Source organism: Burkholderia sp. MSMB617WGS (genome assembly GCF_001532025.2).
GTDB classification, from domain to species: Bacteria; Pseudomonadota; Gammaproteobacteria; order Burkholderiales; family Burkholderiaceae; genus Burkholderia; species Burkholderia savannae.
This window is the reverse complement of sequence record NZ_CP013457.1, coordinates 297,082-322,195: the sequence shown is the minus strand read 5'-3', so window position 1 is coordinate 322,195 and position 25,114 is coordinate 297,082. Positions and strand designations below refer to the sequence as shown.

Sequence of the window (25,114 nt, the reverse complement as noted above, 5' to 3'; positions counted from 1 at the left end):
GGCGTTGATAGATTTGTGAAAGGTACGAAGTTGTTTGCGTGACGCGAGTGCATGCGTCACCGCACTTCGTACCTCGCACGCCGCACTCCGCGTGCCGGCCGCGGGGCGCGGCGCGACGCTCAGTGCTGACCGCTGCGGCGCGCGAGCTTCGGCGTCAAGCCGAAGCGGCGCTTGTATGCGGTCGCGAAGTTCGCCGCGCTCGTGTAACCGGCGAGCGCGGCCGCCTGCTTGACGCTGATCGCGTCGCGCTCGAGCGCGAGCCGCGCACGCTGCAAGCAGCTTTCGCGCAGGAAATCGAAGATCGTGGTGCCGTAGACGCTGCGGAACTGGCGCTGCATCGCGTTCGCGTTCATGCCCATCTGGCGGGCGATGTCGTCGAGCGAAAGCTGTTGCGCCGCCTCGCTGCCGAGGAACGCGCGCAATTCGGCCATCCGGCGATAGCCGCGCGAACCGAGATTCGCGGCCTCCTGCGCCGCGCCCGCCGCCATCGCAGGCTGCTCGGTCTGCAGCGGCGCGAGCGCCTCGGCGAGCAGGTCGAGCACGCGGCTTTCGAGATAGATCGCCTGCAGCATCGGCTGATACGCGGGCGGCCGCACGATCTGCTCGGCGAGCGCGATCGCGCGCGGCGTCGGCTGCCAGAAGCGCACCGACAGATGCGCGGACAGCAGCGAATCCAGCCGCTCGGGCATCGCCGCGCGACTCGCCGCCTGCAGATGACGCAGCCATTCGCCCGAGATGCCGAGGCTCAAGCGGCGTGCGTAGCCGCCCTTGCTGACGCGCCGGCTGAACGTGTCCGGCTCGACCGCATTGACGAGGAACGCCTGCATCTCGCCGGCCGGCTTGCGGCCGCCGCTCGGCGGCGCCGGGCGCACGTGCGGCCGGGCAGCGGTCGTCAGCACGATGCGGCGATCGCCGTACGACACGTCGAGCTCGCCTTCGAGCAGCAGCACGAGATGCAGCCCCGCCGTGCATTGGCCGGACATGACCGCGTCGAATTCGTCGATTGCGTCGTCCGCATGAACGCGCAGGCCCGGCCGCACTTCGCGGACCTTGGCGATGTGCGCCGCATGGTCCCGGCGACCGGAAGGAAACAGGTTTTCTACGCGCGCATCCAATTTCTTCAGCCCCGCCCGCACTTCGCGCGCCCTCGACGCCGCGGCCCGGCGACGCACGTCGCCGCTCACGCAAACCAATCCGTTGCTCGGCCAAACATCGGGCGCGGCTACGGGGGCGCAATCTCGGTTAGAATCAAATGAGAATAATTATCATTTATATCGTATCGGGAATAGCGTGAGAAACACAAGCAGATTTTGGTCACTGCTTTGCGCATGGTTGACCGTTTCGTTGATTCATTCCGCGCACGCGCAGCAGACCGTCACCGATCTTGCGGGCCGCACCGTCCGCCTGCCGGCGAACGTCGAGCGCGTGCTGCTCGGCGAAGGACGCCTGCTGCCCGCGGTCGCGATCGCCGAGCAAGGCGATCCGAGCCGCCGGCTCGTCGGCATGATGGGCGACTTCGAGCAGCTCGATCCGGCGAGCTACGCGCAGTGGCGCGGCAAATTTCCGCATCTGGACGACGTGCCGCGCATCGGCCGGTCGCAGGCAGGCAGCTTCAGCGACGAGCGCGCGCTCGCGCTGCGCCCGCAAGTCGCGATCTTCGGACTGGGCGGCGGCCACGGCCCCGGCGAGCGCGATCGCGAAACGCTCGCGCGGCTCGAAGCGGCCGGCGTCGCGATCGTGTTCGTCGATTTCCGTCACGATCCGCTCGGCAACACGCCGCGCAGCATCGCGGTGCTCGGCCAGGTGTTCGGCTCGCCCGAGCGCGCGGCCGCGTTCAACGCCGAGTGGCAGCGGCAGCTCGACGTCGTCCGGCAGCGGCTGAAGGCCGCGCGGCCCGCCGCGCCGACCGTGTTTCTCGAAAGCCGCGTCGGGCTCGCGACCGACTGCTGCGACACGATGACAGGCATGATGGGCCGCCTGCTCGACGCGGCGGGCGGCGCCAACGTCGCGAAGGGCATCGTCCCGGGCGAGCATGGGATGCTCAATCCCGAATACCTGCTGAGCCGCCAGCCGTCCGTCTACATCGGCACGGCGATCGGCTCGGCGCAAACGCTGCAAAGCGCGCCGCAACGGATCGCGCTCGGCGCGGGCGTGCCGGCCGACGTTGCGCGGCGCTCGCTCGAGCGAGCGCTGCGGCGCCCCCAGTTCGCGCCGCTGCGTGCGGTCCGGCAAGGCCGCGCGCACGCGATCTGGCATCACTTCTACAACTCGCCGTTCAACGTCGTCGCGGTGCAGGCGATGGCCAAATGGCTGCATCCCGAACTGTTCGCCGATCTCGATCCGCGGCGCACGCTCGAGCAACTGTATGCGCGCTTTCAGCCGGTCGCGTTGAACGGCGAGTACTGGATCAGCGAGGCGCGCTGACATGCCCGGACCCGCTTTCGCGGCGCGCCGCTCGCTGCTGGCCGCCGGGCTCGGCACAGCGCTGTCTTCGCTGTCCCCGCTGCCTTGTTGCGCGGCGCCGGCGAACGCGGCTCGCGGCGGCACCCGCGGCACCGTTGCGTTGCCCGGCCTCGCCGACGCGCCCGCGGTCGAGACGCCGCGAAGCCGCCGGATCGACGTATCGATCGCGGGTCAACGGCGGCGCATTTTCGTCGCGCTGCCGCCGCCGCCCGCGCCGCCCGGTGGCCATCCCGTGCTGTACGCGCTCGACGGCAACGCGGCATTCCATCTGTTCGCGCAGCTCGCGCGCAATCACGCAGCGCGGCCCGGCGTCGATCCGGCGGACGTGCCGGCGATCGTCGCGCTCGGCTATGCAACCGACGCGTCGTACGACATGCAGGCGCGCGCCGCCGATTACACGCTCGCGCCGCTCGCGGGCGAAGCGGCGGCGCCGGCGCCGATCCCGTGCAGCGCGCACGACGCGCACGCGTCGGAAGGCAACGCGGACGATCGAGCGAATGACGCGGATGCGCTTCCATCGGCGGGCGCGATCCGCACCGGCGCCGACCGCTTCCTCGATTTCGTCGAGCACGACCTGCAGCCGTGGCTCGCAGGGCAATTCGCCGTCGACGCGCGCCGCCAAACGCTGTTCGGCCATTCGTACGGCGGGCTGCTCACGCTGTACGCGATGCTCACGCGCACGCACTTGTTCCGGCGCTACGTCGCGGCAAGCCCGTCGATCTGGTGGGGCGATCGCGCGCTCGTGCCGTTTCGCGACCGCTTCGTCGAACGCACGGCGGCGCTCGATACGCCCGTCGACCTGCTCGTCACCGTGGGCAGCCTCGAGGAAGGCGCGCCGAATCCCGATCCCGAACGCGCGCGCCGTCAGCAGGCGCGCAAGCAGGTCAGCTCCGCGCGCGAGTTCGTGCACGGCGTGCAGCCGGTGCGCGGCTTGCACGCCGAATGCCGCGTGATCGCCGGCGAGGATCACGGCAGCGTCGTGCTGCCGAGCGCGGCGCTCGCGGTGCGCATCGCGTCGGCGCCCGAAACGTCGACCGCGCCCGCCACGGCAGCCTCCGACGGCTCGCGCGGATGAGCACGCTGCCCGCCTCCCGGCTCTCGCTCAGGACGCGCTACCGCGCGATCGCCGCGCGCCGCCTCGTCGCGCTCATGCTGCTCGCAGGCCTGCTCGCGACGCTCGTCGTGATCGACGTCGCCACCGGCCCGTCGACGTTCGCGCCCGCCGACATCGTCGCCGGCCTTCTGTCGCCCGACAGCCTGCCGCTCGAGCAGCGCGTGATCCTCTGGAACGTACGCCTGCCGTACGCGTTGATGGCGATCCTCGTCGGCGCCGCGCTCGGCCTCGCCGGCGCGGAAATGCAGACCGTGCTCAACAATCCGCTCGCCAGCCCGTTCACGCTCGGCCTGTCGGCCGCCGCGAGCGTGGGCGCGTCGGTCGTCGTGCTCGCCGGCTGGCAGCTCGTCGTGTGGAACGAGAACCTCGCGCTGTCGCTCGGGGCGTTCGCGAGCGCGACGGCCGCGACGCTGCTCATCGTCTGGCTCGCGTGGCGACACGGCGCGACGACCGAAACGGTCGTGCTGTTCGGCATCGGCCTGATGTTCAGCTTCGAGGCGCTGCTGTGGCTGCTGCAATTCATCGCCGACAGCAACGCGCTCGAGCAGATCGTGTTCTGGAGCATGGGCAGCCTCGCGCGCGCGAGCTGGAGCAAGATCGCGCTCCTCGCGGGCGTGCTCGCCGCGTGCGCGCTGTGGGCGAGCACGCACGTGTGGTCGATGACCGCGCTGCGCTCGGGCGAAGAGCAGGCGCGCAGCATGGGCATCGCCGTCGAGCGGCTGCGGCTCGTCACGCTCGTGCGCATCAGCCTGCTGTCGGCCACCGCGCTGTCGTTCGTCGGCACGATCGGCTTCGTCGGGCTCGTCGGGCCGCACATCGCGCGGCTGCTCGTCGGCGACGATCACCGCTATTACCTGCCGGGCGGCATGCTCGCCGGCGCGATCATGCTCTCGGGCGCGTCGATCCTCAGCAAGACGCTCGTCAGCGGCCTCGTGCTGCCGATCGGCATCATCACCGCGCTCGTCGGCGTGCCGCTTTTCATGACGCTGATCAGTCGGCGCAGACGCGATGGCTGAGCTGCGCATCGACAACCTGAGCGTCGCGTACGGCCGCCGCGAGATCCTCGATTCGCTCGCGCTGCGGCCGATCGAGCCGGGCTGCATGGTGGCCGTGCTCGGGCCGAACGGCGTCGGGAAATCGACGCTGCTGCGCGCGATCGCGCGGCTCGTGCGGGCGCGCGGCGCGGTGTCGCTCGGCCGCGTCGATCTGCTGCGCGGCTCGCGCCGAGAGCACATGCGGCGCGTCGGCTATCTGCCGCAGACGCTGCCGCAAGCGTCGACGCTCCTCGTCTACGAGGCGGTGAGCGGCGCGCTGCGCGCGACGTGCGGCGGGCTGTCGAGCGCCGAGCACGATGCGCGGCTGCACGCGGTGTTCGAGCAACTGCGGCTGCATCCGCTTGCGATGAAGCCGCTCGACAGCCTGTCGGGCGGCCAGCGCCAGATGGTCGGCCTCGCGCAGGTGCTGGTGCGGCACACGCCGCTTCTGCTGCTCGACGAGCCGACGAGCGCGCTCGATCTGCGCTGGCAATTGCTCGCGCTCGAAGCGATGCGCGACGCGGCTGGCCGCCGGGCGGCGATCGTCGTCGTCGCGATGCACGACCTGAATCTCGCGTCGCGCTTCTGCGATCGTATGGTGCTGCTCGGGCCCGACGGCGTGCTGGCGGACGGCTTGCCGTCCGACGTGCTGGAGCCGGCGAGCCTGCGGCGCGCGTATGGAGTCGATGCGCGAGTCGAACGCATGGCCGACGGCGAACACATCGTGCTCGTCGAGCGGGCCGTTCCGGATGCCGGCGCCCGGATGGCGCACCGATAAGCGCAATTTCCGTTCACGACGCGATGTCGATCGCCATGCGCCCGGCGTACGTGCTCGCGCATGCCGGGTCCGCTCGCGTCGAATTCTCCCTCTTCCGAATTTGCGCCGGTCCGCGCGTAAGTCGCGGCGGCGGACCGGGGCAGCGCAAGCCATCGCACAAAACCACCGCTCCGGCTCGTGGTTTTCCCAAACCCAGCCGCAAAGCGGGGCGAACTCGCCTGAATTCCGCGCGCCGCGCCACGACGCGTCGATTCACTTCCCTTGATTCGCGGATTCGCTTGGGCACAGTCTTTTGCATGCCTTCCTTCATGCGCTTGTTCAACGTGGCTTGTGGACTGCTTTCGAGATCGACACGGGCTTCGCTGTGCATTGCGTCTTCAATTCTTTTAATTTATGTATGTATACGTAGTAAGAGTTAACAAAGGCGACTCATTCCTGTGGAAAACCGGGGTTTTCCCTGATACATCAGAGCGACATCGATTCCATAACCATATCGACTGAGCGTGAATATCCGCCACGAGCGAAGGATAACTTCGACGCGCTTTTAAGCACGGCTCGCCTTATCAAGATATGGTCCACAGGCAGGGTGACGAGTTATCCCGAGGATTTCCAGAGCTTGGGGTGGATAACTCTTTCGGCGCAGGCCCGCCGCTTCCCCGTGTTGCAAGTTCGATTCAATCGAATCGTCTTCTGTCAAACATACGGCATGCCTTTGCGGACGAACGACGTTTGCAGGTAGCGAAAACGGGGAAATCGCGACACTGGGCGGGTTTTAAATGCTCTGCTTGTTAGTTGCGAATGTTAGCCGACATTCGTTTCTCGACTGGCCAGAACAAACGACATCCAACCCGGCCCGCTCCGTCGAACGCGCGTGAAACGCGCGGCCGGCTCAGCGCTCCCAACGCTTGCCGAACGACACGGTCGCTTCGCACATGCCGCCGATCAACACGCCGACGATCCCGATGAACGTAATCGTGGCTCCGAGCGACGCAAGCGCGGATGCGTCGCTCGCACGAATCGTGACGCCGATCGTCACGAGCATTCCGAAAAGCATCGCGCACGCACAAACAATCGAATAGAAGCGCATCAGTTTCGGATAACGCGAGCGGCGCGACCCGAACGCGCGAAAAAGCGCATAGCCCAGACAGAACAGGTAGATGGCCGCGGGCACTCCTGTAGACGCAACCCAACCGCTGTCGATCGGCATGATCGGACTCCGTGAATGTCGTCGTTCGAACGGGACACGCGACCGGGGCGCATCGTGCACGGCGATGCGCGGTCACGCGGCCATAGTTTCTTTTTCTAAAATTAAGACAAATACAGGAACATCCACTCGCGAACAGCCACTAGCATAGCGCCAAATACCAGACTCCGACCGAGGAGCATCTGTTCATGCATGCTGGAGACACCGCTCGATGCATCCGACGATTTGCCGCGCGAACCGAGACGCGCGCATCACGCCCACCCTCGCGCCCGAGCGCCGATCGCGCCCGCCGGCATCGCGCTGCGATGCGCCCCGCGTCGTCCGTTCCCTCTTCCATTTGAGTCACGCCGGCTCACGCAAGCGAGACGCGGGCACCGCGCGCGCCTGAAGCGGCGCACGCACGCCTTCGCTCAGCCGATCCACATCTGTTCGCCGTCGTCGCGACGATGCGAGACGCGTGCGCGCGCCGCACGATGCCGACGCGCGCGTGATCGATTTCATCACAACCCCCCAAAGGAGACATCACGATGCAGAAACGAAGTCACGAAGCCGACCTACACCGAGGGCTCGGGCAACGGCAGATGCGCCTGATCGCGCTCGGCGCGGCGATCGGCGTCGGCCTTTTCCTCGGTTCGGCCAACGCGATCAAGATGGCGGGCCCCGGCATCATCCTGTCGTACATCATCGGCGGCGCCGTGATCTTCGTGATCATGCGCGCGCTCGGCGAGATGGCCGTGCACGAACCGGTCGCCGGCTCGTTCAGCCGCTACGCGCGCAACTACCTCGGGCCGCTCGCCGGCTACCTGACGGGCTGGAACTACTGGTTCCTCTGGCTCGTCACCTGCATCGCCGAAATCACGGCGGTCGGCATCTACATGGGCATCTGGTTTCCGGACGTGCCGCGCTGGATCTGGGCGCTCGCGGCGCTGGCCGCGATGGGCTCCGTGAATCTGCTCACCGTGAAGGCGTACGGCGAGTTCGAATTCTGGTTCGCGCTGATCAAGGTGGTGACGATCGTCCTGATGATCGCGGCGGGCATCGCGATGATCGCATTCGGCATCGGCAATCACGGCGTGCCGATGGGCGTCTCGAACCTCTGGGCGCACGGCGGCTTCTTCCCGAACGGCGCGCAAGGCGTGCTGATGTCGATGCAGATGGTGATGTTCGCGTACCTCGGCGTCGAGATGATCGGGCTGACGGCGGGCGAAGCGGAGAATCCGCAGAAGACGATTCCGGGCGCGATCAATTCGGTGTTCTGGCGCATCCTGCTGTTCTACGGCGGCGCGCTCTTCGTGATTCTGTCGATCTACCCGTGGAACGAGATCGGCACGCAAGGCAGCCCGTTCGTGATGACGTTCGAGCGGCTCGGCATCAGGACGGCCGCGGGCATCATCAACTTCGTCGTGCTGACGGCGGCGCTTTCGTCGTGCAACGGCGGCATCTTCAGCACCGGGCGCATGCTGTACAACCTCGCGCAGCAAGGCCACGCGCCGCGCGCGTTCGGCGAGACGACGGCAAGCGGCGTACCGCGCAGGGCGATTCTCGTTTCGATGGCGGCGCTGCTCGTGGGCGTGCTGCTCAACTACCTGGTGCCGGAGAAGGTGTTCGTGTGGGTGACGTCGATTTCGACGTTCGGGGCGATCTGGACGTGGGGCGTCATTCTCGTCACGCAGATGAAGTTTCGCGCAACCCTCGCGCCGGCGGAGGAGCGTGCGCTGCGGTTCCGGATGCCGTTCTGGCCGTATGGGTCTTGGGTAGCGCTGGCGTTTCTCGTGCTCGTCGTCGGGTTGATGGCCTATTTTCCGGATACGCGGATTGCGCTTTATGTCGGGCCGGCCTGGCTCGTGTTGCTGGTCGTGCTGTATTACGTGCTGAAACTCGAGCCGGAGGGCGGGAAGTCGGCTGCGCTGGAGCGGAGGTATGGGCAGGGGTAATTGACTCGCGGTGAGCGGCGCGCGACGGATTGACGGCATCCGGATGCGCGAGCCGATGTGCGATTCGGCTCGCCGCTGCTCACCTCGAGGAATTCCCGATCTGATGATCCCGATCGAATCAATAGATCGAGCAAATAAAAAGGGCCTAGCCTTACGGCTAAGCCCTTGAATCCGTTTGGTGGAGCGGAGGAGGATCGAACTCCCGACCTTCGCATTGCGAACGCGACGCTCTCCCAGCTGAGCTACCGCCCCTCACCAACAGCCGACGATCATACATCACGCCATCTGAGCTTGGCAACAGGTTTGCACCGATTATTTCGACGGCGCACCGGCCAGCACCCATTGGACAACCGAGCGTACGTCGGCGTCGCTCATCCGCGGGTGCGCGGGCATCGGGATCGCGCCCCAGACGCCGGAGCCGCCGTCCTTCACCTTCTTCGCGAGCTTCGGCTCCGCCTGCTTGTCGTTCTTGTACCGCTCGGCGATCTGCTGGAACGACGGCCCGACGAGCTTGCGATCCACCGCGTGGCACCCCATGCACGCATTGCTGCGCGCAACCTTCAGGCCGTCGCCGACATCCGCATGCGCCGGCAAGCTCGCCATCGCGCAACCGAACGCCGCGACGACTGCTGCCGCGCCGCCCATCACCCGTTTCGCATACTTCGCAACCATTAAGGCGTCCCCGCCTTCGGATTGCCCGGATGCACGTTCGTCGAATTGGAGACCGGCGCGGGCGCTTGCAGCGGCGTCGCGGTGACGCTCGAATCCGGCACCGCGCCGACCGTCGCGCCTTCGGCCGCCGTCGCGGGCGCGGCGGCGGCCGACGCGCCGCTCGCGGGCGTCGCCGCCGTCAGCGCCTCCGCTTCCTGCGGCTTGATGTACTGGAACACCTTGACGACCTTCTCGACGCCCGGCACGCGGCTCGCGACGTCCGCGCCGCGATTGCCTTCGTCGCTCGTCACGAGGCCCATCAAATACACGTTGCCGCGCTCGCACACGACCTTGTAGTTGTTCGCGGAGATGCCCTTCTCGGCGATCATCGCGGTCTTCACGCGGCCTTCGAGGTACGAGTCGTTCGCCCGGTCCGACAGCGAGCTCGCCGGCCCGACCGCGAGCTCGTTGACGATCGCGTTCACGTTGTTGATCCCGCGGACGATCTCTTCGGCGCGCTGCTTCGCGGCGTCGCTCGGCACTTCGCCCGTCAGCAGCACGCGGCGGTTGAACACCGTCACGTTCGTGTGCGAGCCGTCCGGCAGCCCGTTGTTCATCTGCGTCAGCGCCTTCACCTGGATCTCGCGATCCTCGGTCTGCGCGCCGAGCGTGCGGCGATCGGTCGCGACGAGCGCGCCGCCGCCCGCCGCCGCGCCCGCGACCGCGAGCACGCAGCCCTGCAGCGTCGCGGCGAGGCCGGCCGACAGGCCGATCACGAGCGTGGTTCTGACTAGCGTCTGTCTGACGCGGCTGTTACTCATCGACGGCTCTCCTTCGAATCAATCCTCGCCCAGCAGCATCGCGTCGATGCCGTCGCACAGGCAGTGGATGGTCAGCAGATGGACTTCCTGAATGCGCACCGCCCGCTCGGACGGCACGCAGATCTGAATATCGGTGTCGGCGAGCGACGCGCCGAGGCGCCCGCCGCCGTGGCCCGTCAGCGCGACGACGATCATCTCGCGCTCGCGCGCCTCCTCGACCGCCGCCCGCACGCGCGGCGATTCGCCAAGCGGATCGAGCACGAGCAGCACGTCGCCCGTCTGGCCGAGCGCGCGCACTTGTTGCGCGAAGATCTGATCGGCATCGGCCGTGGAGCCCGGGCGGCCCGCCTCGTTGTGGAGCGCGAGTCCCGGCAGGCCGGGCCGTTCGCGCTCGAATCCGCCGATCAGCGCGGCGGCGAGCCGCTCGGCCGCGGCGGCCGACGGGCCGTCGCCGCACGCGACGATCTTGTTGCCGTTCGCGAGCGCCATGAACATCGCGTCGACGGCCGCCGCGATCGGCAGCGACAGCGCATCGAGCGCTTCGTGAGCGAGCGCCGCGCTGTCGCGGATATGTTGCTGAATACGTTCGACTGACATCGATTCCTAATCGGGTACTGCGCGCGTGGTCTGCGTCGCGCGGCATCGTGAGTGCGGCGAGTTTACCGCACTCCGCACTCGCCGCCCGAGCGTCGCCGCATCTCTTTACATCTCGACACAAGCTAGCCCGCGTCGTCGACGCGAAATGCGTCGCGCAGCCACACGAGCCGGCCGCGTTCGAATGCGACGACATCGAAGCGGCACGCGCTCGCGCCGCCCGTGCGCGCCCAGAACACGTGCGCCGCGTGCAGGAGCCGCATTCGCTTGCGCGCGCCGACGCTCTCCGCGGCGCCGCCGTAGCGTGCGCTCGTGCGCGCGCGCACTTCGACGAACACGAGCGTGCCGTCGCGCTCGCGCATCACGAGGTCGATCTCGCCGCCGCGCACGGTCACGTTGCGCGCGACGAGCGCGAGCCCCGCGCGCTCGAGGAAGCGCAGCGCACGCGTCTCGAACGCGGCGCCGACGACGCGCTTGGACCCGGCCGCCGCGGAAAAGTTGTCGCGCTGCACGGCTTCGGCGCCGCGCGTTTGCTGCCCCGCCGCGCGCGCATGGCACAATGCGGGGCTTCCTTCGTTTGCGCCGCGTGCGGGCGCCTTTCGTGTCATGACTTCCCTCCTCGATCTCGCGCGGGCGCAGCAATATCCGACGGGCGCCCTCTACGTCGTCGCGACGCCGATCGGCAACGCCGCCGACATCACGCTGCGCGCGCTGCACGTGCTGGCGCTCGCCGATCGCATCGCCGCCGAGGACACCCGCAACACGGGCCAGTTGCTCGCCCGCTACGGGATCTCGAAGCCGCTCGTCGCGGTGCACGAGCACAACGAGCGCGCGGCCGCGGCGAAGCTGGTCGACCATCTGCGCGCGGGCGAGCGGATCGCTTACGTGTCGGACGCCGGCACGCCTGGCATCTCCGATCCGGGCGCGAAGCTCGTCGACGCGGTGCGCGCCGCGGGCCTCGGCGTGATCCCGCTGCCGGGCGCGAGCGCGGCCACCTCGGCCGTGAGCGTCGCGGGCGACTGGGCGGGCGCGTTCACGTTCGCGGGTTTCCTGCCGCCGAAGCCGAAGCAGCGCGAAGCGGCGCTCCAGGCGCTGAAGGCTCATCCGTATGCGCTCGTGTTCTACGAGGCGCCGCACCGGATCGTCGAGACTGTCGAAGCGCTCGCGGCGGCGCTGGGCGGCGAGCGGCGCCTGTTGATCGCGCGCGAGCTCACCAAGCTACACGAGGAGTTGTTCGAGGGCACGCTGGCCGAAGGGCCGACGTGGCTGCGCGCCGACGCAAACCGGCAGCGCGGCGAATTCGTGCTCGTCGTCGAAGGCGCGCCGCGGGACGATCGCGCCGCCGACGAAACCGCGCACGATGCGCTGCTCAGATTGCTGCTCGACGAAGTGCCGGTGAAGAGCGCGGCGAAGCTCGCCGCGGCATTGACGGGCGCGTCGCGCAACGCGTTGTACGCGCGTGCGCTCACGCTGAAGAACGAAGAAGAGTAAGGATTCGCTGCAAAAGCAAAAGGGCCGCGCGAAGCGGCCCTTTTCACGTGCGTTCGATAGTCGGCCGTCCGGCCGATGCGGTGCGTTCGTCGCGGTTACTTCGCCGCGTTCGACGCGAGCATCTCGTCGCGAGCGACGCGCGCTTCTTCCGGCGACAGGCCCTGGATCTTCACGCGCGCGGTGCCCGCATGGACGAGGCCGATCACCTTCGCCGCCGCGTACGACAGATCGAGAATCCGGCCGCGCGAGAACGGGCCGCGATCGTTGATCTTCACGACGACCGACTTGCCGTTCGTCTGGTTCGTCACGCGCACGTACGACGCGAGCGGCAGCGTCCGATGCGCGGCCGTGAGTTCGTTCATGTTGAAGCGTTCGCCGTTCGCGGTGCGGCGGCCATGAAAGCCCTTGCCGTACCACGATGCCCGGCCGGTCTGGCGGAAATCCGAGACGTCGGCGGCGTCGATCGGCTTCGCGTCGGCGAGCGATTGGCGCGACGCATCTTGCGAGCCGGCGGCGGGCATCGAGGCGAGCGCCGTGTCGAAGTTCAGCGGTGCGCCCGCCGTATCCTTATTGTTGGCCGCGCCCGCTGCGGCCGTGCGCAGTGCGTCCTTCGACGCGGCGCTTTTCGCCTGTTCGGCGGACGGTGCGTTCGGCGGCACCGCGCAGCCTGTCAGCGCGAAAAATACAACTAGAGTCCCGAGCTGCCTCGGTAATCGAAATCTCATCGACGTGTCGCCTGCTTGTACGGGCCGCGCTGCTACGAATGCGACCCGGACGGACATGCATGCCCCGATCGCGCTCGCGCGCGGGCGGCTCAGCATTTGGCGCGGCTCACGTTCTGCCGCAACCGGTCCTGATTAGCTTTCACGTCTGGCGCAACCTGTCCCCGGCAGCCTGACCAGACCCCACATGCCGCCAATCGAACATGGCTTCCACGTTCGTGCGCGTCGTAGACTCAAACGCGCAGGAACGGCGGCATAGGCCTCATCCGGCGTCGCGGCAGCTGGGCCGCAGCGGACGCGTTGCGCCCGGCCGGACAAGACGTGAGCACCGACGAATCGGTACTAGATGCACCACCGGACCCCCGGCGGGCATTTGCATTGACGGCGTCACGGAAACCGAAAAACGGGTTCCGAACACCCACTGACGGCGTGGTCTTCCACGCACACTGGACCGCATTATACATAAACGAAAACAGCCGCCTCAAAAACAGGGGGGTTGAGCGATTGATTCTCTCTATGATCGAAACAATCGGCATAAAGGTGCCGCGCGCGGCGAGCAATCCACCCGGCCAGTACAATCTGGGCTTTTAGCCGCCGCTCGCCCCATGAAAGTCACGCTCATTCCGGTCACGCCGTTCCAGCAGAACTGCTCGCTGCTCGTCTGCGAGAAAACGGGACGCGCCGCCGTCGTCGATCCCGGCGGCGATCTCGAACTGATCGAGCAGGAAGCCGCTCGGCAGAACGCGCAGATCGAGAAGGTGCTGCTCACGCACGGCCACGTCGACCATTGCGCGGGCGCGAAGCGGCTCGCCGCGCATTACGGCGTGCCGATCGAGGGGCCGCAGGAGGAGGAGCGCTTCTGGATCGAGAAGCTGCCGATGCAAAGCGAGCGCTTCGGCTTTCCGGCCGCCGAGGCGTTCGAGCCCGACCGCTGGCTCGACGACGGCGACACCGTCACGTTCGGCGACGAAACGCTCGAGGTCTATCACTGCCCGGGCCACACGCCCGGCCATGTCGTGTTCTTCAGCCGCGCGCATCGGCTTGCGATCGTCGGCGACGTGCTGTTCGCCGGCTCGATCGGCCGCACCGATTTCCCGCGCGGCAATCACGCCGACCTGATCCGCTCGATCCGCGAAAAGCTCTGGCCGCTCGGCGACGACGTGACGTTCGTGCCCGGCCACGGCCCGGCGTCGACGTTCGGCGACGAGCGCCGCACGAATCCGTTCGTTGCAGACGGGGTGGCGGGATGAGCGCCGCGCCGACGGTTCCGAGCCGCGAGATCTACGTCAGCACCGACGTCGAGGCGGACGGCCCGATCCCGGGCCCGCATTCGATGCTGAGCTTCGCGTCCGCCGCGTTCACCGAGGACAAGCAGCTGATCGCGACGTTCTCCGCGAATCTCGAGTTGCTGCCGGGCGCGGCGCCGCATCCGGTGCAGGATGCGTGGTGGAAGACGCAGCCCGAAGCATGGGCCGCGTGCCGGCGCGACCTGCAGGCGCCCGAGACGGCGCTCGTCGCGTACGTCGAATGGGTCGAGGCTCTGCCCGGCAAGCCGGTGTTCGTCGCGATGCCCGCGGGCTTCGATTTCACGTTCATGTTCTGGTACATGATGCGCTTCGCCGGCCGCTGCCCGTTCTCGTGGTCGGCGCTCGACATCAAGACGCTCGCGTTCGCGATGACGGGCCTGCCGTACCGCAAGGCGATCAAGCCGCGCTTCCCGAAGCATTGGTTCGACGATCATCCGCACACGCACGTCGCGCTCGACGACGCGATCGAGCAAGGCGCGCTCTTTTGCAACATGCTCGCCGACCTGCGCGCGATGCAGGCGGCGAAGGCGTCGGCGCCGCCCACCGAAGAAGCTGACGAATCAGCACAAAATGCCGCCGACGGCCCGAGAAATTAGCGAATCTCGCTCGTTCCAAGCCCTTCGGATTGCCTTTCCTTTCACCCGCCTCTACCATTGCCAAATGTTGTAGCCGCTTTGGAGGCGCAGGTGACCCTCGATACCTTTTCGCAAAAAATCCTTCGCCTGTTGCAGCTCGACGCGCGCCGCTCCGTGCAGGAGATCTCCGATCAGGTCGGCCTCTCCAGCACGCCGTGCTGGCGCCGCATCAAGGACATGGAGCAGTCCGGCGTGATCCAGCGGTACACGGCCCTCCTCGATCGCGAGAAGCTCGGGCTCCATATCTGCGCGCTCGCGCACGTCCACCTGACCCGCCACAACGAAGGCGGCGTCGAACAGTTCGAGCGGGAAATCGCGACCTGCCCCGAAGTGACCGAGTGCTACAGCACGACGGGCGAAGCCGATTACATCCTCAAGATCGTCGCCCCCGACATCAAGGCTTACGACGTCTTCCTGCACGAGCGGATCTTCAAGATTCCCGCCGTGTCGCAAGTGCGCACGAGCGTCGTGCTGCGCGAGATCAAGTTCGATACGCAACTGCCGCTCTGACGCGTTGGGGCGCGCCGTCGCGCGTGCGTTCTCACGCGACGCTCATGCGCTTGCCGTTTGATGTTTGTGTTTGCCGTTTGCGTTTGCGCCGAGCAGCGCGCGCCGACGTGTCGGCGCGCCCCGGTGAGCCCTTTTTGCCCGCTTGCCGCCCCGGCCGGCTCAGTGCGGCCGGCCGGCGGCCGCCGCGTCGCTCGACGCGAGCGCGCGCGAAATGCCGAGGCGCCGCGCGCCGAACCGGCGCTTCAATGCTTCGATGTCCAAACGAGCAACCGGATCGCCGCCGCCCGCGCGTTCCAAGCTTGCATCCGGCGCGAGCGTGATGTCGATTTCGAGGCCCGTGCTGAGGTAGTGCAGGTTGATCGCGCCTGCCCGCAGCCCCGCCTTGTCGAGCGCCGTCTCGATCTGCCCCTCGATCTGTTCGCGCGGCGGCAAATCGAGCACCGCGCGGCGCGCGACGTCGTGCTCCGGATCGACGTGGATCAGCGCGTCGAGCACGCGCCGGTCGGTCAGCACGCATGCGCGCGCCGCCTCCGCGATGTAGTGCCCCTCCGAGACCGACATCATCGGATCGACGAGGATGTGAGCGTCGACGAGCGCCGAATCGCCCATCTTGCGGGTGCGCAGATCGTGCACGTCGCGCACGCCGGGCGTCGACACGATGAGCGCGCGGATCTCGGCCGACGCGTTCTCGTCGAGCGCGCGGTCCGACAGATCCTGCAGCGCATCCCAGCCGAACGTCCAACCCATCCGCGCGACCATGAAGCCGACGATCGCCGCCGCGATCGGGTCGAGAAGGCGCACGCCAGCGAGGCTGCCGACGATGCCGATCGCGACGACGAGCGACGACGCGGCGTCCGAGCGCGCGTGCCACGCGTTCGCGACGAGCATCGCGGAGCGCACGCGCTGCGCCTCGCGCAGCATGTAGCGGAACAGCCCCTCCTTCGACAGCAGCACGACGACCGCGACCGCGAGCGCACTCGCATGGACGGGCGGGATATCCTCGAGATGCACGAGCCGGTCGCCCGCGCGCCACAGCATCCCGACGCCGACCGCAATCAGGATCGCGCCGAGAAAGAATGAAGCAACCGTTTCATAACGGCTATGGCCGTAATTGTGATCGGCATCCGGTTTTGCGCCGCTATGCCGGTTCGCGAGCAGTACCACAAAATCGGAAACCAAATCCGACAAAGAGTGGACGCCGTCCGCAATCAAAGCCTGGGAATGCGCAATTACGCCGACGGCCACTTGCAGTGTCGCCAGAATCACATTGAGCACGATGCTGACGAACGTGCTCTTGCGAGCGACGGCCTGCTTTTCCGAGGCCAGGTCGTCGTTTGAAAAAGTAGACATGTAATATCGAATGCGGCGAAAGACACCGCAATTCTATCAAGCGGAACTTGAAAGCGCTCGGCACGAAGGCAAAAAATCAAGCAAAATCAACCGCTTATGAAAACGCAACGCATTTTCATTTACCGCTAAACATGACATTTCTATGACAAATGCCGGCCACGGCGGCCGATACCAAAAACACAAAAGGCCGCGCTCCCCTCGAGGGGGCGTGGCCTTTTGTGTTTGGCAGGCAGGTTGCGCTCAGATGGCGAATTGCTCGCGATTCTTGCCGGCAATCCAGCGAGGAGGCTTCCCACGGCCCGACCAGGTCGCGCCGGATTCCGGATCGCGGTATTTCGCCGCGACACCGGCGCGGGGCCGCCCCGCCTTTCCAGCTTTGCCGCGACCGAGACCGAGTTCTACGAGCGAGAAACCGTAATCGGCGATCTTTTGCTTGACGTCGCTCAATACCTCCGCGTATTCGCGCGACTTGGCCTCTTCGATCTGCTTCTCCAGCTTCTCTCGCTGAGCGAGAAGGTCCTTGTAAGAAGACATAAATTCCCTTTTATCTGACCAAATGGCACCGATCTTCGGTCGGCTTGCCATCTAAACTAACGATGCCTCGGATAATTGGATCGAAGGTTAGCACAAAAAAGAATTCGGTGAATACCGCATCGCCGAAAATTAATGTTGTATTTTGTGATTTGATTGTTCAAATTGACCAGCATCCGCTTCATTTGCAATTATCGCCAGTCTTACAACTGGATTGGCTGAATTCAGTACATATTTTAAGCTCGCAAATTGCGCAATTGCCCTGGGCGATCGAATTAGAAGTTTTCATGAAACGAAAGGTTCCGCAGATTGAAAGCGCGGCCGCCGCCTTATCTCGTTTAATACGCTCACAATGTGCGGAATCGCTCATAATCGGAGCCGCCGCTTTACTCGAGCGAAACGGCGGCAGCCTCTCGCAGCGCCGCCGACAGCGCTTCGGCGTCCATTTTCGGCGCGCCGAACGGCGTGCGCCGCCTCGAGCCGTTCAAACGCCAGTCCGCGCCGTAGCGGTCGATGCCGAGCAATTCGAGGCCCGCGCGCCGCTCTCGCGACGCATCGTATTCGTCCCATAGCGCGCGCTCTTCGTCATAACCGACGGGCGCGAGCCCGTCCAGCTCGGTCGCGTCGAGCCAGCCCATCCGCCCGAATCCGCCTATATAGCGCAGCCGATCGCATGCGAGCGCCCAGAACGTGAAGTCGCCGAGCGCGAGATAGCGCTCGCCGTCCGGGTGATAGCGCAGATAGCGCGCGGCGACATGCGGATCGGCGTCGACCGGCTCGAAACGGCCGACGAGCGTCGCGCGCTCCGCCTCGAGCACGCCGTCCGATGCGCCCGCCGCGTCGCCCAGGCCGTCGACGACGAGAAATCCGGCGCGCGGATCGGCCACGAGATTGCGCGTGTGCTCGGCGAGCCCGCTCACGAGCACGACCGGCCGGTGCCGCGCGTCGACCGCGTACGGCACCACGGTCGGATACGGATAGCCTTCGGGCGCGCGCGAATGCGTCGCGAGCGTGCCGAGCGCGTTGCGGTGAAGCAGATGAAGCGGTAAGTCGGCGGAAATGTTCACGTGCGTGGTCCCTGCTTGCAAGAATGGCGCGTTCGGACCGGCGTCGCCGCCGTGCGGGCCGGAAACGCCGCGGGCGGCGGCGATCGCCGCGGGCCCGAACGGCGCGCGCCGCCAAGCCGGCGAGCGCACGCCAAGCATGCGCTCGCCGGCGCGTCGCGCGCAACCCGGCAGGCGCAAGCAGGATGCTCTGCACTCCGCTAGAATCGCCGCTGCTTTTGGATTCGCCGCCGTTTTCGTTAAGCGCCGCGTAAGCTTCGCGCGCCGCGCTCGCCCGATTTTCCCCGTCCGCCAAGCTTTTCGTGTCCGACCAGTCGCCCCATCTCGCTTCGCCCGCCTCCTTTCATCGCCTGCTTCCGTCATCCGCCCGCCAGCGCGCGCGGGCGGCGACGATGGCGCTCTTCTTCGTCGCCGGCATGATGTATGCGTCGTGGGGCGTGCACGTGCCGACGGTGCGCGACGCGTTCGCGCTGTCGCCCGCGAGGCTGTCGTTCGCACTCCTCGCGGTCGCGATCGGATCGATCGTCGCGATGACGACCAATGCGCGCTGGATCGCGCGCGTCGGATCGCGCACCGCGTGCCTGACGGGCGGCCTCGCGATGTCCGCGTGCAGCGCCTTGATCCTCGTCGTGCCGACTTATCCGCTGCTGCTCGCGGTGCTCGCGCTGTTCGGCTTCTCGATGGCGACGCTCGACATCGCGATGAACGCCGAGGCGAGCGCCGTCGAATCCGCGTTCGAGCGGCCGATCATGTCGATGCTGCACGGCATGTTCAGCGTCGGCGGGATGGTGGGCGCCGCAGCGGGCGGCGCGCTGCTGTCGGGCGGCATGGCGAGCGCCACGCACCTCGCGCTCGCCGCGCTCGCGAGCGCGCTCGTGCTCGTCGTCGCCTGCCCGGCCGTGCTGCCGCACGTGCCGCACGCCGCCGCGCACGGCGGCCCGCGCGCGAACCGCTGGCGCTCGTCCGCGCTGTGGGCGCTCGGCGCGATCGCGCTCGTCGCGCTGATCGCCGAAGGCGCGATGTACGACTGGGCGACTGTTTACATGCGCGACGTCGTCCGCGCGACGCCGGCATTCTCGAGCGCCGCCTATGCGGCGTTTTCAGGCGGCATGGCCGCCGCGCGCTTCGCGGGCGACGCGGTCCGCGCGCGCTTCGGCGCGCCGCAGCTCGTCTGCGCGAGCGCAACGCTCGCGTGCGTCGGCATGATCGGCGCGCTCGCGCTGCCGTATCCCGTCGTCGCGCTGGCGGGTTTCACGCTGATGGGCCTCGGCCTTGCCAACATGATGCCCGTGCTGTTCGCCGCCGCCATGCGAGTCGAAGGCATGCACGCGGCCGAAGGGCTCGCGCACGTCGCCGGGCTCGCCTACTTCGGACTGCTGTTCGGCCCGGTCGTGATCGGCGCGGTCGCACAGGCGGCCAACCTTTCGGCCGGGCTGTCGATCGTCGCGCTGTGCGCGGCGCTCGTCGCGATCGTCGCGCCGAAGGTGCTGGCCCGGTTGAAGGTCTGATCCGGCGCAGGCCTGCCCGCGCCCGGCGTTCGGCGGCCCGAGCCGCTCGCCCGCCTTCTTCGCGTCGAAAAAAACAAGGCGCGCACGCCTTCCGGCATGCGCGCCTCGCCCCCTCCGTCGGCCGCGCCAACGATTACATCTTGACTTCGTCCAGGAACGTCTTCTTGCCGTTCTTGTAGTCGTACAGCGAAATCACGCCGTGCTGCAGGTCGCCCTTCGAATCGAAGGTCGTCGTGCCGATCACGCCCGTGTAGTTCGTCTTCGGCATCACGGCGAGAATCTTCGCCGGATCGGTCGAGTTCGCGCGCTTCATCGCGTCGACGATGATGTACACCGCGTCATACGTGAACGGCGCATAGATCTGGATCGGCTGGCCGAAGCGCTTCTCGTACTTCGCCTTGAACGCCCCACCGCCCGGCATCTTCTCGAGCGACGCACCCGCTTCCGAGCACACGACGTTGTCGGTCGCATCGCCCGCCAGGTCGGACAGCTTTTCCGTGCAGACGCCGTCGCCCGCGAGGATCTTCGAGCGCAGGCCGAGCTGCTTCGCCTGCTTCGCGAACGGGCCGCCCGTCGCGTCCATGCCGCCGTACATCACGGCGTCCGGATTCTCACCCTTGATCTTCGTCAGGATCGCGCGGAAATCGACCGCCTTGTCGTTCGTCGCGTCGTGCGACAGCACCTTCAGGCCGAGCGCCTTCGCCTTCTTCTCGAATTCGTTCGCGAGACCCTGGCCGTACGCCGTCGAATCGTCGACCACCGCGACGCTCTTGATGCCCTTCGAGTGCGCATAGTTCGCGAGCGCCGGGCCTTGCTGCGCGTCGGTCGCGACGACGCGGTACGTCGTCTTGAAGCCTTGCTGCGTGTAAGCCGGATTCGTCGCCGACGGCGAGATCTGCACGATGCCCGCGTCGCTGTAGATCTTCGACGCCGGGATCGACGTGCCCGAATTCAGGTGGCCGACGACTGCGGCGACCTTGTCGTCGACGAGCTTCTGCGCGACTTGCGTCGCCTGGCGCGGGTCGGCCGCGTCGTCCTGTGCGTCGAGCTGGAGCGTGATCTTCTGGCCGCCGATCGTGAGACCCTTCGCATTGATCTCTTCAACCGCGAGGCGCGCGCCATTTTCGTTGTCCTTACCGAGGTGGGCGATCCCGCCCGTCAGCGGTGCAACATGGCCGATCTTGATGACCTGGTCGGCGGCAGCGTTCGTGGCGGCTGCAGCCATCAGCATAGCCGCCGCGCTGATCGGCAGCAGCTTTTGCATCTTGATATTCATGGAAGTCTCCAGTTTCAATCCGAAAAAACACCTTCACCGACGCCCCGCACCGATCCTCGTGTTCGACAAAAAATCACTGGACGATTCGCCGGCTGCATTGGTTTATTCACCTGCACCAATCAAGCGCGCGATGCACCGCATGCGGGGCGGCCTTCACGTGCTTGCGCGCAAGTGTAGGTGATCAAATTAATTAGTGGGATGTTTTTAGAGAACTGGGATGACTACCGATGTCGCAGTTGCGGCAAACCTGGCCTGACCAGCCGCAAACCCCCGAAACATAAGGGTTTCCGCCAATTCAGATGAAGAAATGAAAGACTCGATTAATGATTGGGAAAGCGATTTCAATCATGTTTTCAATCAATGTCTTCCAATTGAAATAATTCGGTGAACAGAGCGTATCGACAATGCGGCCGGCGTGCGTTTTGTCGCGCCGGCCAATTCGTCAGGCAACCGAAATACTGTGGCGAGAAAGCGTCGCTCGCCATTCGGAATCGAGCGCGTCGATCAACTGCGCGACCGTTTGCGCCGCATCGCGATGCTTGCCGAGCGGCGCGCCCTGGCCGGACCACAGCGACAGATAATCGGCATCGCCCGCGCGCGCGGCGGCTTGCCGCAGTTCCTGCGTCAGCGCGTTCTGCACCGGATACGGCGCGACCGAATCGAGTCGCTCGGTCAGCCGCGCCATCAGTGCGTTGCGGATGCCGCGCGCATGGCGGCCCGTGATCGCGCGCGTGACGGACGTCGACGTGTCGTCGCTCGCGATGAGGCGCGCCTTCCAGCACGCCGGGATCGCGCTTTCCGCGCAGGTGAGAAACGCGGTGCCGAGCTGCGCGGCCTGCGCGCCGAGCGCGAGCGCCGCGGCGATCCCGCGCCCGTCCATGATGCCGCCCGCCGCGAGCACCGGCAGGCCTGTCGCGTCGACGAGCTGCGGCACGAGCGCCATCGTGCCGACGAGCGCGTCTTCGGCCGGGCCGATGAACGTGCCGCGATGCCCGCCCGCCTCCGCCCCCTGCGCGCTGATCGCGTCGGCGCCCGCCGCCTGCCACGCGAGGCCTTCGGCGACATGCGTCGCGGTGCCGATCACGTACGTGCCCGCGGCCTGCAACCGCGCGACGTCTTCCTTGTCGAGCACGCCGAACGTGAAGCTCGCGACCGGCACGCGCGCGTCGACGAGCGCATCGAGCTGCGCCCGGAAATCAGGCGCGTAGCGCGCGGGCGGTGCGCCGGGCGGCAGCCCGAAGCGCGCGCGCAGCGGATCGATCGCATCGAGCGCGCGACGCACGGCCGCGTCGTCGGGATGCGCGTCAGGCAGCGCGAACAGGTTCACGGCGAACGGGCGGCTCGTCGCCGCGCGCACCGCGGCGATCTCGGCGGCGAGCCTGTCGGGCGCGAACGACGCGCCGCCCAGGCTGCCGAGCGCGCCGGCGTTGCACGCGGCCGCGACGAACGCGGGCGTCGTCGCGCCGACCATCGGCGCCTGCACGAGCGGCAGGCGCAAGTCGAAACGGGCGGCGAACGGAGTCGGGGCGATGCGGGAAATCATGGCGAATCCTCGAATGGATGCAGGGATGCGGTCATGCGAAAGACCGGCGGAATCGAACGATCGACGCACCGACTGTACCCGCGCGCACGGCCCCTGAAAAATGAATAATCCAGATCGATCCGATCGCGCGGCGAGAAGGCTCCGCGGGCCCGATCGACGCGACGGACGCGCCGGCCGCGCGCATCGCCCGGACGTTTCGCGGCACTGCAGCGACGCGGGTTTGGTGGCACACTGGGCGCCGCTTCCACATTCACCGTCAGGACCTTCACGGGTCTTGCTTTGCCAGGAGATCAGCATGGCTTCGCAATGGATCGACATCCCCGCAGGCAACGACACGTTCGGCGGCTACCTCGCGCTGCCCAAGCGCGGCAAGGGCCCGGCCGTCGTCATCATTCAGGAGATCTTCGGCGTCAACGGCCATATCCGCTCGGTCGCCGATCAGTACGCGGCCGACGGCTACGTCGCGCTCGCGCCCGACGTGTTCTGGCGCACGCAACCGCGCGTCGAGCTCGGCTACGAGGGCGCGGACCGCGACAAGGGCATCGAGCTGCTGCAGAAGACCGATGTCGCGCAGGCGGTCGCCGATATCGGCGCGGCCGCGGCCGCGCTGCGCGCGCGGCCCGAGGTCGCGGGCAAACTCGCCGCGATCGGCTACTGTTTCGGCGGCCGCCTCGCGTATCTCGCCGCGGCGCAGCAGCAGGTCGACGTCGCGGTCGCGTATTACGGCGGCGGCATCCAGAATCACGTCGACGTCGCGGCGAAGGTCGCGCAGCCGATCCTCTTTCATTACGCGGGCCACGACCAGTCGATTCCGCCCGACGCGGTCGACAAGGTGAAGGCAGCGTTCGCCGGCCGCCCGAACGCGGAATTCCACCTGTATCCGGACGCGCAGCACGGCTTCAACTGTTCGGACCGCGCGTCGTACGATCAGCGCGCGGCGGCGCTCGCGCACGGGCGCACGCTGACTTTCCTCGCCGAACACCTGTAAGCTGCATGCAATCGCCGCGCCCGCGCCTTCCGCGCGGGCGCGCGCCGCCGTGCCACCGCTTTCGAATTCCGAATCGTTCGCCGCTCGTCACCACGGGGGATGACTGTGCAGTCCGACTACCTGTCTCACGACGCAATCGGGCTCGCGCGGCTCGTCGCGCAGCGCGAGGTCAGCGCCCGCGAGCTGCTCGATGCCGCGATCGGCCGCGCGCAAGCGCTCAATCCGGCGCTCAACGCGATCGTGCTGAACGACTACGCGGCCGCGCGCGAGCGTGCCGCGAGCGGCGCGCTCGACGGGCCGCTCGCCGGCGTGCCGTATCTCGTCAAGGATCTCGGCTCCGCGGTGGGCGGGCTGCCGCTGTCGCTCGGCAGCCGCCACTATCGCCATTACGTGCCGGCCGACGATTCGCCGCTCATCGCGCGGACGAAAGCGGCCGGGCTCAACATCTTCGGCAAGACCAACACGTCCGAGCTCGGGCAGATGCCGTACACCGAGTCCGCGCTGTTCGGCGTATGCCGCAACCCGTGGAACCTCGATCACACGCCGGGCGGCTCGAGCGGCGGCGCGGCGGCGGCCGTCGCAGCAGGCATCGTGCCGCTCGCGCACGCGTCCGACGGCGGCGGCTCGATCCGGATTCCCGCGTCGTGCTGCGGCCTGTTCGGCTTCAAGCCGTCGCGCGATCCGGCGCTCTCGCCGTGGCCGGTGCCGGGCGAGATCGTCGTCGAGCACGCGGTCTCGCGCAGCGTGCGCGACAGCGCGCTCCTCCTCGACATCACCACCGGGCGCGCCGCGCCCGGCCGCTTCGACGGCGCCGGCGCGCCCGGCACGTATCTCGGCGCGCTCGACGCGCCGCCGCCTTCGCTGAAGATCGGCTATGTGACGGACCCGATGCTCGCGCCGGCGCTGTCCGCCGACGTGCGCGACGCGCTCGACGGCGCCGCATCGCTCGCCGCGTCGCTCGGGCACAACGTCGAGCCGACCTCGCTGAATCTCGACTTCGCGCAGATCAGCGAAGTATTCCTGACGATCTGGGCCGCGATTGCCGCCGAGCTCGTGCTCGGCGCGCAGAACATCACGGGACGCAAGCCCGAGCGCGCCGAATTCGAGCCGGCGACATGGGCGATGGCGCAGGTCGGCCGTCGGCTCGCGCGCGAGCGGCTGCCGCACGCGCTCGAGCTGCAGCGGCAGATCACCGCGCGCGTCGCGGGCCTCGTGTCGCGCTACGACGTGATCCTGTGCGCGACGCTCGCCGCGCCGCCGATCAAGATCGGCGAAATGCAGCCGACGCCGTTCGAGACGCGGCAGATGGAGCTGCTCGGCGTACTGCCGATGAAACCGCTGCTCAAGCGCATGCTCGCGGAGGTGTCGGAGAAGGCGTTCTCGTGGGCGGGCTGCACGGAGCTTTTCAATCTGACCGGCCAGCCGGCGATGTCGGTGCCGCTGCACTGGACGCCGCGCGGGTTGCCGGTCGGCGTTCAGTTCGTCGCGCGGCACGGCGACGACGCGCGCCTCTTCACGCTCGCGCGCCAGCTCGAGCTCGCGCGCCCGTGGTTCGACAAGCGGCCGCCGCTCGTGCGCGCGCACGGGTGAGCCGCG

Annotated in this window: 24 protein-coding genes and 1 tRNA gene; 12 read left to right on the top strand and 13 right to left on the bottom strand. The window is 67.4% G+C overall.

Going from position 1 to position 25,114, the window contains the following annotated elements:
* Window positions 1–119: 119 nt before the first annotated feature.
* Window positions 120–983: an AraC family transcriptional regulator gene (locus WT60_RS01605; protein ID WP_226383092.1), complete on the bottom strand. Its 864-nt coding sequence runs from the start codon at window positions 981–983 to the stop codon at window positions 120–122.
* A 361-nt stretch (window positions 984–1,344) separates the two neighbouring features.
* Here WT60_RS01605 and WT60_RS01600 point away from each other — a divergent pair, with 361 nt between their 5' ends.
* Genes WT60_RS01600 through WT60_RS01585 form a run of 4 tightly spaced genes read left to right on the top strand, consistent with a single transcriptional unit; the run spans window position 1,345 to window position 5,389 of the window.
* Complete coding sequence (locus tag WT60_RS01600; protein WP_236860850.1) at window positions 1,345–2,424, top strand: ABC transporter substrate-binding protein; 1,080 nt, start codon at window positions 1,345–1,347, stop codon at window positions 2,422–2,424.
* 1 nt (window position 2,425) lies between these two features.
* Window positions 2,426–3,538, top strand: coding sequence for an alpha/beta hydrolase-fold protein (locus WT60_RS01595; RefSeq protein WP_060355710.1), 1,113 nt, complete (start codon window positions 2,426–2,428; stop codon window positions 3,536–3,538).
* Window positions 3,535–4,593 (top strand): iron ABC transporter permease, encoded by a 1,059-nt coding sequence (locus WT60_RS01590; RefSeq protein ID WP_060355711.1) that lies wholly within the window; start codon window positions 3,535–3,537, stop codon window positions 4,591–4,593. The genes WT60_RS01595 and WT60_RS01590 overlap by 4 nt, the downstream gene beginning before the upstream one ends.
* Window positions 4,586–5,389 carry an ABC transporter ATP-binding protein gene (locus tag WT60_RS01585; protein WP_038746664.1) on the top strand — a complete coding sequence of 268 codons (804 nt, stop codon included), beginning with the start codon at window positions 4,586–4,588 and terminating at the stop codon, window positions 5,387–5,389. Before WT60_RS01590 ends, WT60_RS01585 begins: the two co-directional genes overlap by 8 nt.
* 889 nt (window positions 5,390–6,278) lie before the next feature.
* On the opposite strand, the gene WT60_RS01580 is transcribed toward WT60_RS01585, so the two are convergent.
* On the bottom strand, window positions 6,279–6,596 hold the full coding sequence (locus WT60_RS01580; protein WP_060355712.1) for a hypothetical protein: 318 nt from the start codon (window positions 6,594–6,596) through the stop codon (window positions 6,279–6,281).
* Window positions 6,597–7,120: 524 nt separating this feature from the next.
* On the opposite strand from WT60_RS01580, the gene WT60_RS01575 reads away from it, so the two are divergent.
* Entirely contained in the window at window positions 7,121–8,527 is a 1,407-nt protein-coding gene (locus WT60_RS01575; RefSeq protein ID WP_059645529.1) for an amino acid permease, read from the top strand.
* 176 nt (window positions 8,528–8,703) lie between these two features.
* Here the strand turns inward: WT60_RS01575 and WT60_RS01570 are convergent.
* From WT60_RS01570 to WT60_RS01550, 5 genes are all read right to left on the bottom strand, one after another.
* Window positions 8,704–8,779, bottom strand: a tRNA-Ala gene (locus tag WT60_RS01570).
* Window positions 8,780–8,839: 60 nt separating this feature from the next.
* On the bottom strand, window positions 8,840–9,172 hold the full coding sequence (locus tag WT60_RS01565) for a c-type cytochrome (RefSeq protein WP_081989491.1): 333 nt from the start codon (window positions 9,170–9,172) through the stop codon (window positions 8,840–8,842).
* A 26-nt stretch (window positions 9,173–9,198) separates the two neighbouring features.
* The gene (locus WT60_RS01560) at window positions 9,199–9,999 is read right to left on the bottom strand and encodes a BON domain-containing protein (protein WP_038746651.1); all 801 of its coding nucleotides are present in this window, start codon (window positions 9,997–9,999) and stop codon (window positions 9,199–9,201) included.
* An 18-nt stretch (window positions 10,000–10,017) separates the two neighbouring features.
* Window positions 10,018–10,596 carry an SIS domain-containing protein gene (locus WT60_RS01555; protein ID WP_038746648.1) on the bottom strand — a complete coding sequence of 193 codons (579 nt, stop codon included), beginning with the start codon at window positions 10,594–10,596 and terminating at the stop codon, window positions 10,018–10,020.
* 122 nt (window positions 10,597–10,718) lie between these two features.
* Complete coding sequence (locus WT60_RS01550) at window positions 10,719–11,153, bottom strand: YraN family protein (protein ID WP_038746644.1); 435 nt, start codon at window positions 11,151–11,153, stop codon at window positions 10,719–10,721.
* Between the two features lie 46 nt (window positions 11,154–11,199).
* Between WT60_RS01550 and rsmI the strand changes: the two genes are divergently transcribed.
* On the top strand, window positions 11,200–12,084 hold the full coding sequence (rsmI, locus tag WT60_RS01545) for a 16S rRNA (cytidine(1402)-2'-O)-methyltransferase (RefSeq protein ID WP_059645483.1): 885 nt from the start codon (window positions 11,200–11,202) through the stop codon (window positions 12,082–12,084).
* Window positions 12,085–12,179: 95 nt separating this feature from the next.
* Here the strand turns inward: rsmI and WT60_RS01540 are convergent, their stop codons facing one another.
* Window positions 12,180–12,809 (bottom strand): septal ring lytic transglycosylase RlpA family protein, encoded by a 630-nt coding sequence (locus WT60_RS01540; protein WP_059578100.1) that lies wholly within the window; start codon window positions 12,807–12,809, stop codon window positions 12,180–12,182.
* A gap of 602 nt (window positions 12,810–13,411) precedes the next feature.
* Between WT60_RS01540 and WT60_RS01530 the strand changes: the two genes are divergently transcribed.
* The 3 genes from WT60_RS01530 (at window position 13,412) to WT60_RS01520 (ending at window position 15,258) form a co-directional block, all read left to right on the top strand.
* On the top strand, window positions 13,412–14,056 hold the full coding sequence (locus WT60_RS01530) for an MBL fold metallo-hydrolase (RefSeq protein ID WP_038746634.1): 645 nt from the start codon (window positions 13,412–13,414) through the stop codon (window positions 14,054–14,056).
* Window positions 14,053–14,709 (top strand): exonuclease, encoded by a 657-nt coding sequence (locus WT60_RS01525; protein WP_038746631.1) that lies wholly within the window; start codon window positions 14,053–14,055, stop codon window positions 14,707–14,709. Before WT60_RS01530 ends, WT60_RS01525 begins: the two co-directional genes overlap by 4 nt.
* Before the next feature lie 90 nt (window positions 14,710–14,799).
* Window positions 14,800–15,258: an Lrp/AsnC family transcriptional regulator gene (locus WT60_RS01520; protein ID WP_010107036.1), complete on the top strand. Its 459-nt coding sequence runs from the start codon at window positions 14,800–14,802 to the stop codon at window positions 15,256–15,258.
* Between the two features lie 159 nt (window positions 15,259–15,417).
* Here the strand turns inward: WT60_RS01520 and WT60_RS01515 are convergent, their stop codons facing one another.
* The 3 genes from WT60_RS01515 to WT60_RS01500 all read right to left on the bottom strand — a co-directional run bounded on the left by WT60_RS01515 (window position 15,418) and on the right by WT60_RS01500 (window position 18,206).
* A complete protein-coding gene (locus WT60_RS01515; RefSeq protein ID WP_060355713.1) occupies window positions 15,418–16,608 on the bottom strand; it encodes a cation diffusion facilitator family transporter in 1,191 nt (396 codons plus the stop codon).
* Window positions 16,609–16,848: 240 nt separating this feature from the next.
* Window positions 16,849–17,142, bottom strand: a complete 294-nt coding sequence (locus WT60_RS01510) for an H-NS histone family protein (RefSeq protein ID WP_038746752.1) — start codon at window positions 17,140–17,142, stop codon at window positions 16,849–16,851.
* A 383-nt stretch (window positions 17,143–17,525) separates the two neighbouring features.
* On the bottom strand, window positions 17,526–18,206 hold the full coding sequence (locus tag WT60_RS01500) for a pyridoxamine 5'-phosphate oxidase family protein (RefSeq protein WP_060355726.1): 681 nt from the start codon (window positions 18,204–18,206) through the stop codon (window positions 17,526–17,528).
* Window positions 18,207–18,505: 299 nt separating this feature from the next.
* Here WT60_RS01500 and WT60_RS01490 point away from each other — a divergent pair, with 299 nt between their 5' ends.
* Entirely contained in the window at window positions 18,506–19,711 is a 1,206-nt protein-coding gene (locus WT60_RS01490) for an MFS transporter (RefSeq protein ID WP_038746625.1), read from the top strand.
* Window positions 19,712–19,844: 133 nt separating this feature from the next.
* Here the strand turns inward: WT60_RS01490 and WT60_RS01485 are convergent, their stop codons facing one another.
* Together WT60_RS01485 and WT60_RS01480 are read right to left on the bottom strand one after the other, a co-directional pair.
* Window positions 19,845–20,987 carry a branched-chain amino acid ABC transporter substrate-binding protein gene (locus tag WT60_RS01485; RefSeq protein ID WP_038746623.1) on the bottom strand — a complete coding sequence of 381 codons (1,143 nt, stop codon included), beginning with the start codon at window positions 20,985–20,987 and terminating at the stop codon, window positions 19,845–19,847.
* Window positions 20,988–21,429: 442 nt separating this feature from the next.
* Window positions 21,430–22,530 carry a nitronate monooxygenase gene (locus WT60_RS01480; protein ID WP_060355714.1) on the bottom strand — a complete coding sequence of 367 codons (1,101 nt, stop codon included), beginning with the start codon at window positions 22,528–22,530 and terminating at the stop codon, window positions 21,430–21,432.
* A 295-nt stretch (window positions 22,531–22,825) separates the two neighbouring features.
* On the opposite strand from WT60_RS01480, the gene WT60_RS01470 reads away from it, so the two are divergent.
* Together WT60_RS01470 and WT60_RS01465 are read left to right on the top strand one after the other, a co-directional pair.
* A complete protein-coding gene (locus tag WT60_RS01470) occupies window positions 22,826–23,518 on the top strand; it encodes a dienelactone hydrolase family protein (RefSeq protein WP_060355715.1) in 693 nt (230 codons plus the stop codon).
* Between the two features lie 99 nt (window positions 23,519–23,617).
* Entirely contained in the window at window positions 23,618–25,108 is a 1,491-nt protein-coding gene (locus tag WT60_RS01465) for an amidase family protein (protein WP_059578083.1), read from the top strand.
* Window positions 25,109–25,114 lie beyond the last annotated feature (6 nt).

What these genes read in the sequence shown, in the direction of transcription:
- WT60_RS01605 (WP_226383092.1), bottom strand. Translation starts at nt 983, where the DNA reads ATGTCCGGCCAATGCACGGCGGGGCTGCATCTCGTGCTGCTGCTCGAA.
- WT60_RS01595 (WP_060355710.1), top strand. Translation starts at nt 2,426, where the DNA reads ATGCCCGGACCCGCTTTCGCGGCGCGCCGCTCGCTGCTGGCCGCCGGG.
- WT60_RS01590 (WP_060355711.1), top strand. Translation starts at nt 3,535, where the DNA reads ATGAGCACGCTGCCCGCCTCCCGGCTCTCGCTCAGGACGCGCTACCGC.
- WT60_RS01585 (WP_038746664.1), top strand. Translation starts at nt 4,586, where the DNA reads ATGGCTGAGCTGCGCATCGACAACCTGAGCGTCGCGTACGGCCGCCGC.
- WT60_RS01580 (WP_060355712.1), bottom strand. Translation starts at nt 6,596, where the DNA reads ATGCCGATCGACAGCGGTTGGGTTGCGTCTACAGGAGTGCCCGCGGCC.
- WT60_RS01575 (WP_059645529.1), top strand. Translation starts at nt 7,121, where the DNA reads ATGCAGAAACGAAGTCACGAAGCCGACCTACACCGAGGGCTCGGGCAA.
- WT60_RS01565 (WP_081989491.1), bottom strand. Translation starts at nt 9,172, where the DNA reads ATGGGCGGCGCGGCAGCAGTCGTCGCGGCGTTCGGTTGCGCGATGGCG.
- WT60_RS01560 (WP_038746651.1), bottom strand. Translation starts at nt 9,999, where the DNA reads ATGAGTAACAGCCGCGTCAGACAGACGCTAGTCAGAACCACGCTCGTG.
- WT60_RS01555 (WP_038746648.1), bottom strand. Translation starts at nt 10,596, where the DNA reads ATGTCAGTCGAACGTATTCAGCAACATATCCGCGACAGCGCGGCGCTC.
- rsmI (WP_059645483.1), top strand. Translation starts at nt 11,200, where the DNA reads ATGACTTCCCTCCTCGATCTCGCGCGGGCGCAGCAATATCCGACGGGC.
- WT60_RS01540 (WP_059578100.1), bottom strand. Translation starts at nt 12,809, where the DNA reads ATGAGATTTCGATTACCGAGGCAGCTCGGGACTCTAGTTGTATTTTTC.
- WT60_RS01530 (WP_038746634.1), top strand. Translation starts at nt 13,412, where the DNA reads ATGAAAGTCACGCTCATTCCGGTCACGCCGTTCCAGCAGAACTGCTCG.
- WT60_RS01525 (WP_038746631.1), top strand. Translation starts at nt 14,053, where the DNA reads ATGAGCGCCGCGCCGACGGTTCCGAGCCGCGAGATCTACGTCAGCACC.
- WT60_RS01515 (WP_060355713.1), bottom strand. Translation starts at nt 16,608, where the DNA reads ATGTCTACTTTTTCAAACGACGACCTGGCCTCGGAAAAGCAGGCCGTC.
- WT60_RS01510 (WP_038746752.1), bottom strand. Translation starts at nt 17,142, where the DNA reads ATGTCTTCTTACAAGGACCTTCTCGCTCAGCGAGAGAAGCTGGAGAAG.
- WT60_RS01485 (WP_038746623.1), bottom strand. Translation starts at nt 20,987, where the DNA reads ATGAATATCAAGATGCAAAAGCTGCTGCCGATCAGCGCGGCGGCTATG.
- WT60_RS01480 (WP_060355714.1), bottom strand. Translation starts at nt 22,530, where the DNA reads ATGATTTCCCGCATCGCCCCGACTCCGTTCGCCGCCCGTTTCGACTTG.
- WT60_RS01470 (WP_060355715.1), top strand. Translation starts at nt 22,826, where the DNA reads ATGGCTTCGCAATGGATCGACATCCCCGCAGGCAACGACACGTTCGGC.
- WT60_RS01465 (WP_059578083.1), top strand. Translation starts at nt 23,618, where the DNA reads ATGACTGTGCAGTCCGACTACCTGTCTCACGACGCAATCGGGCTCGCG.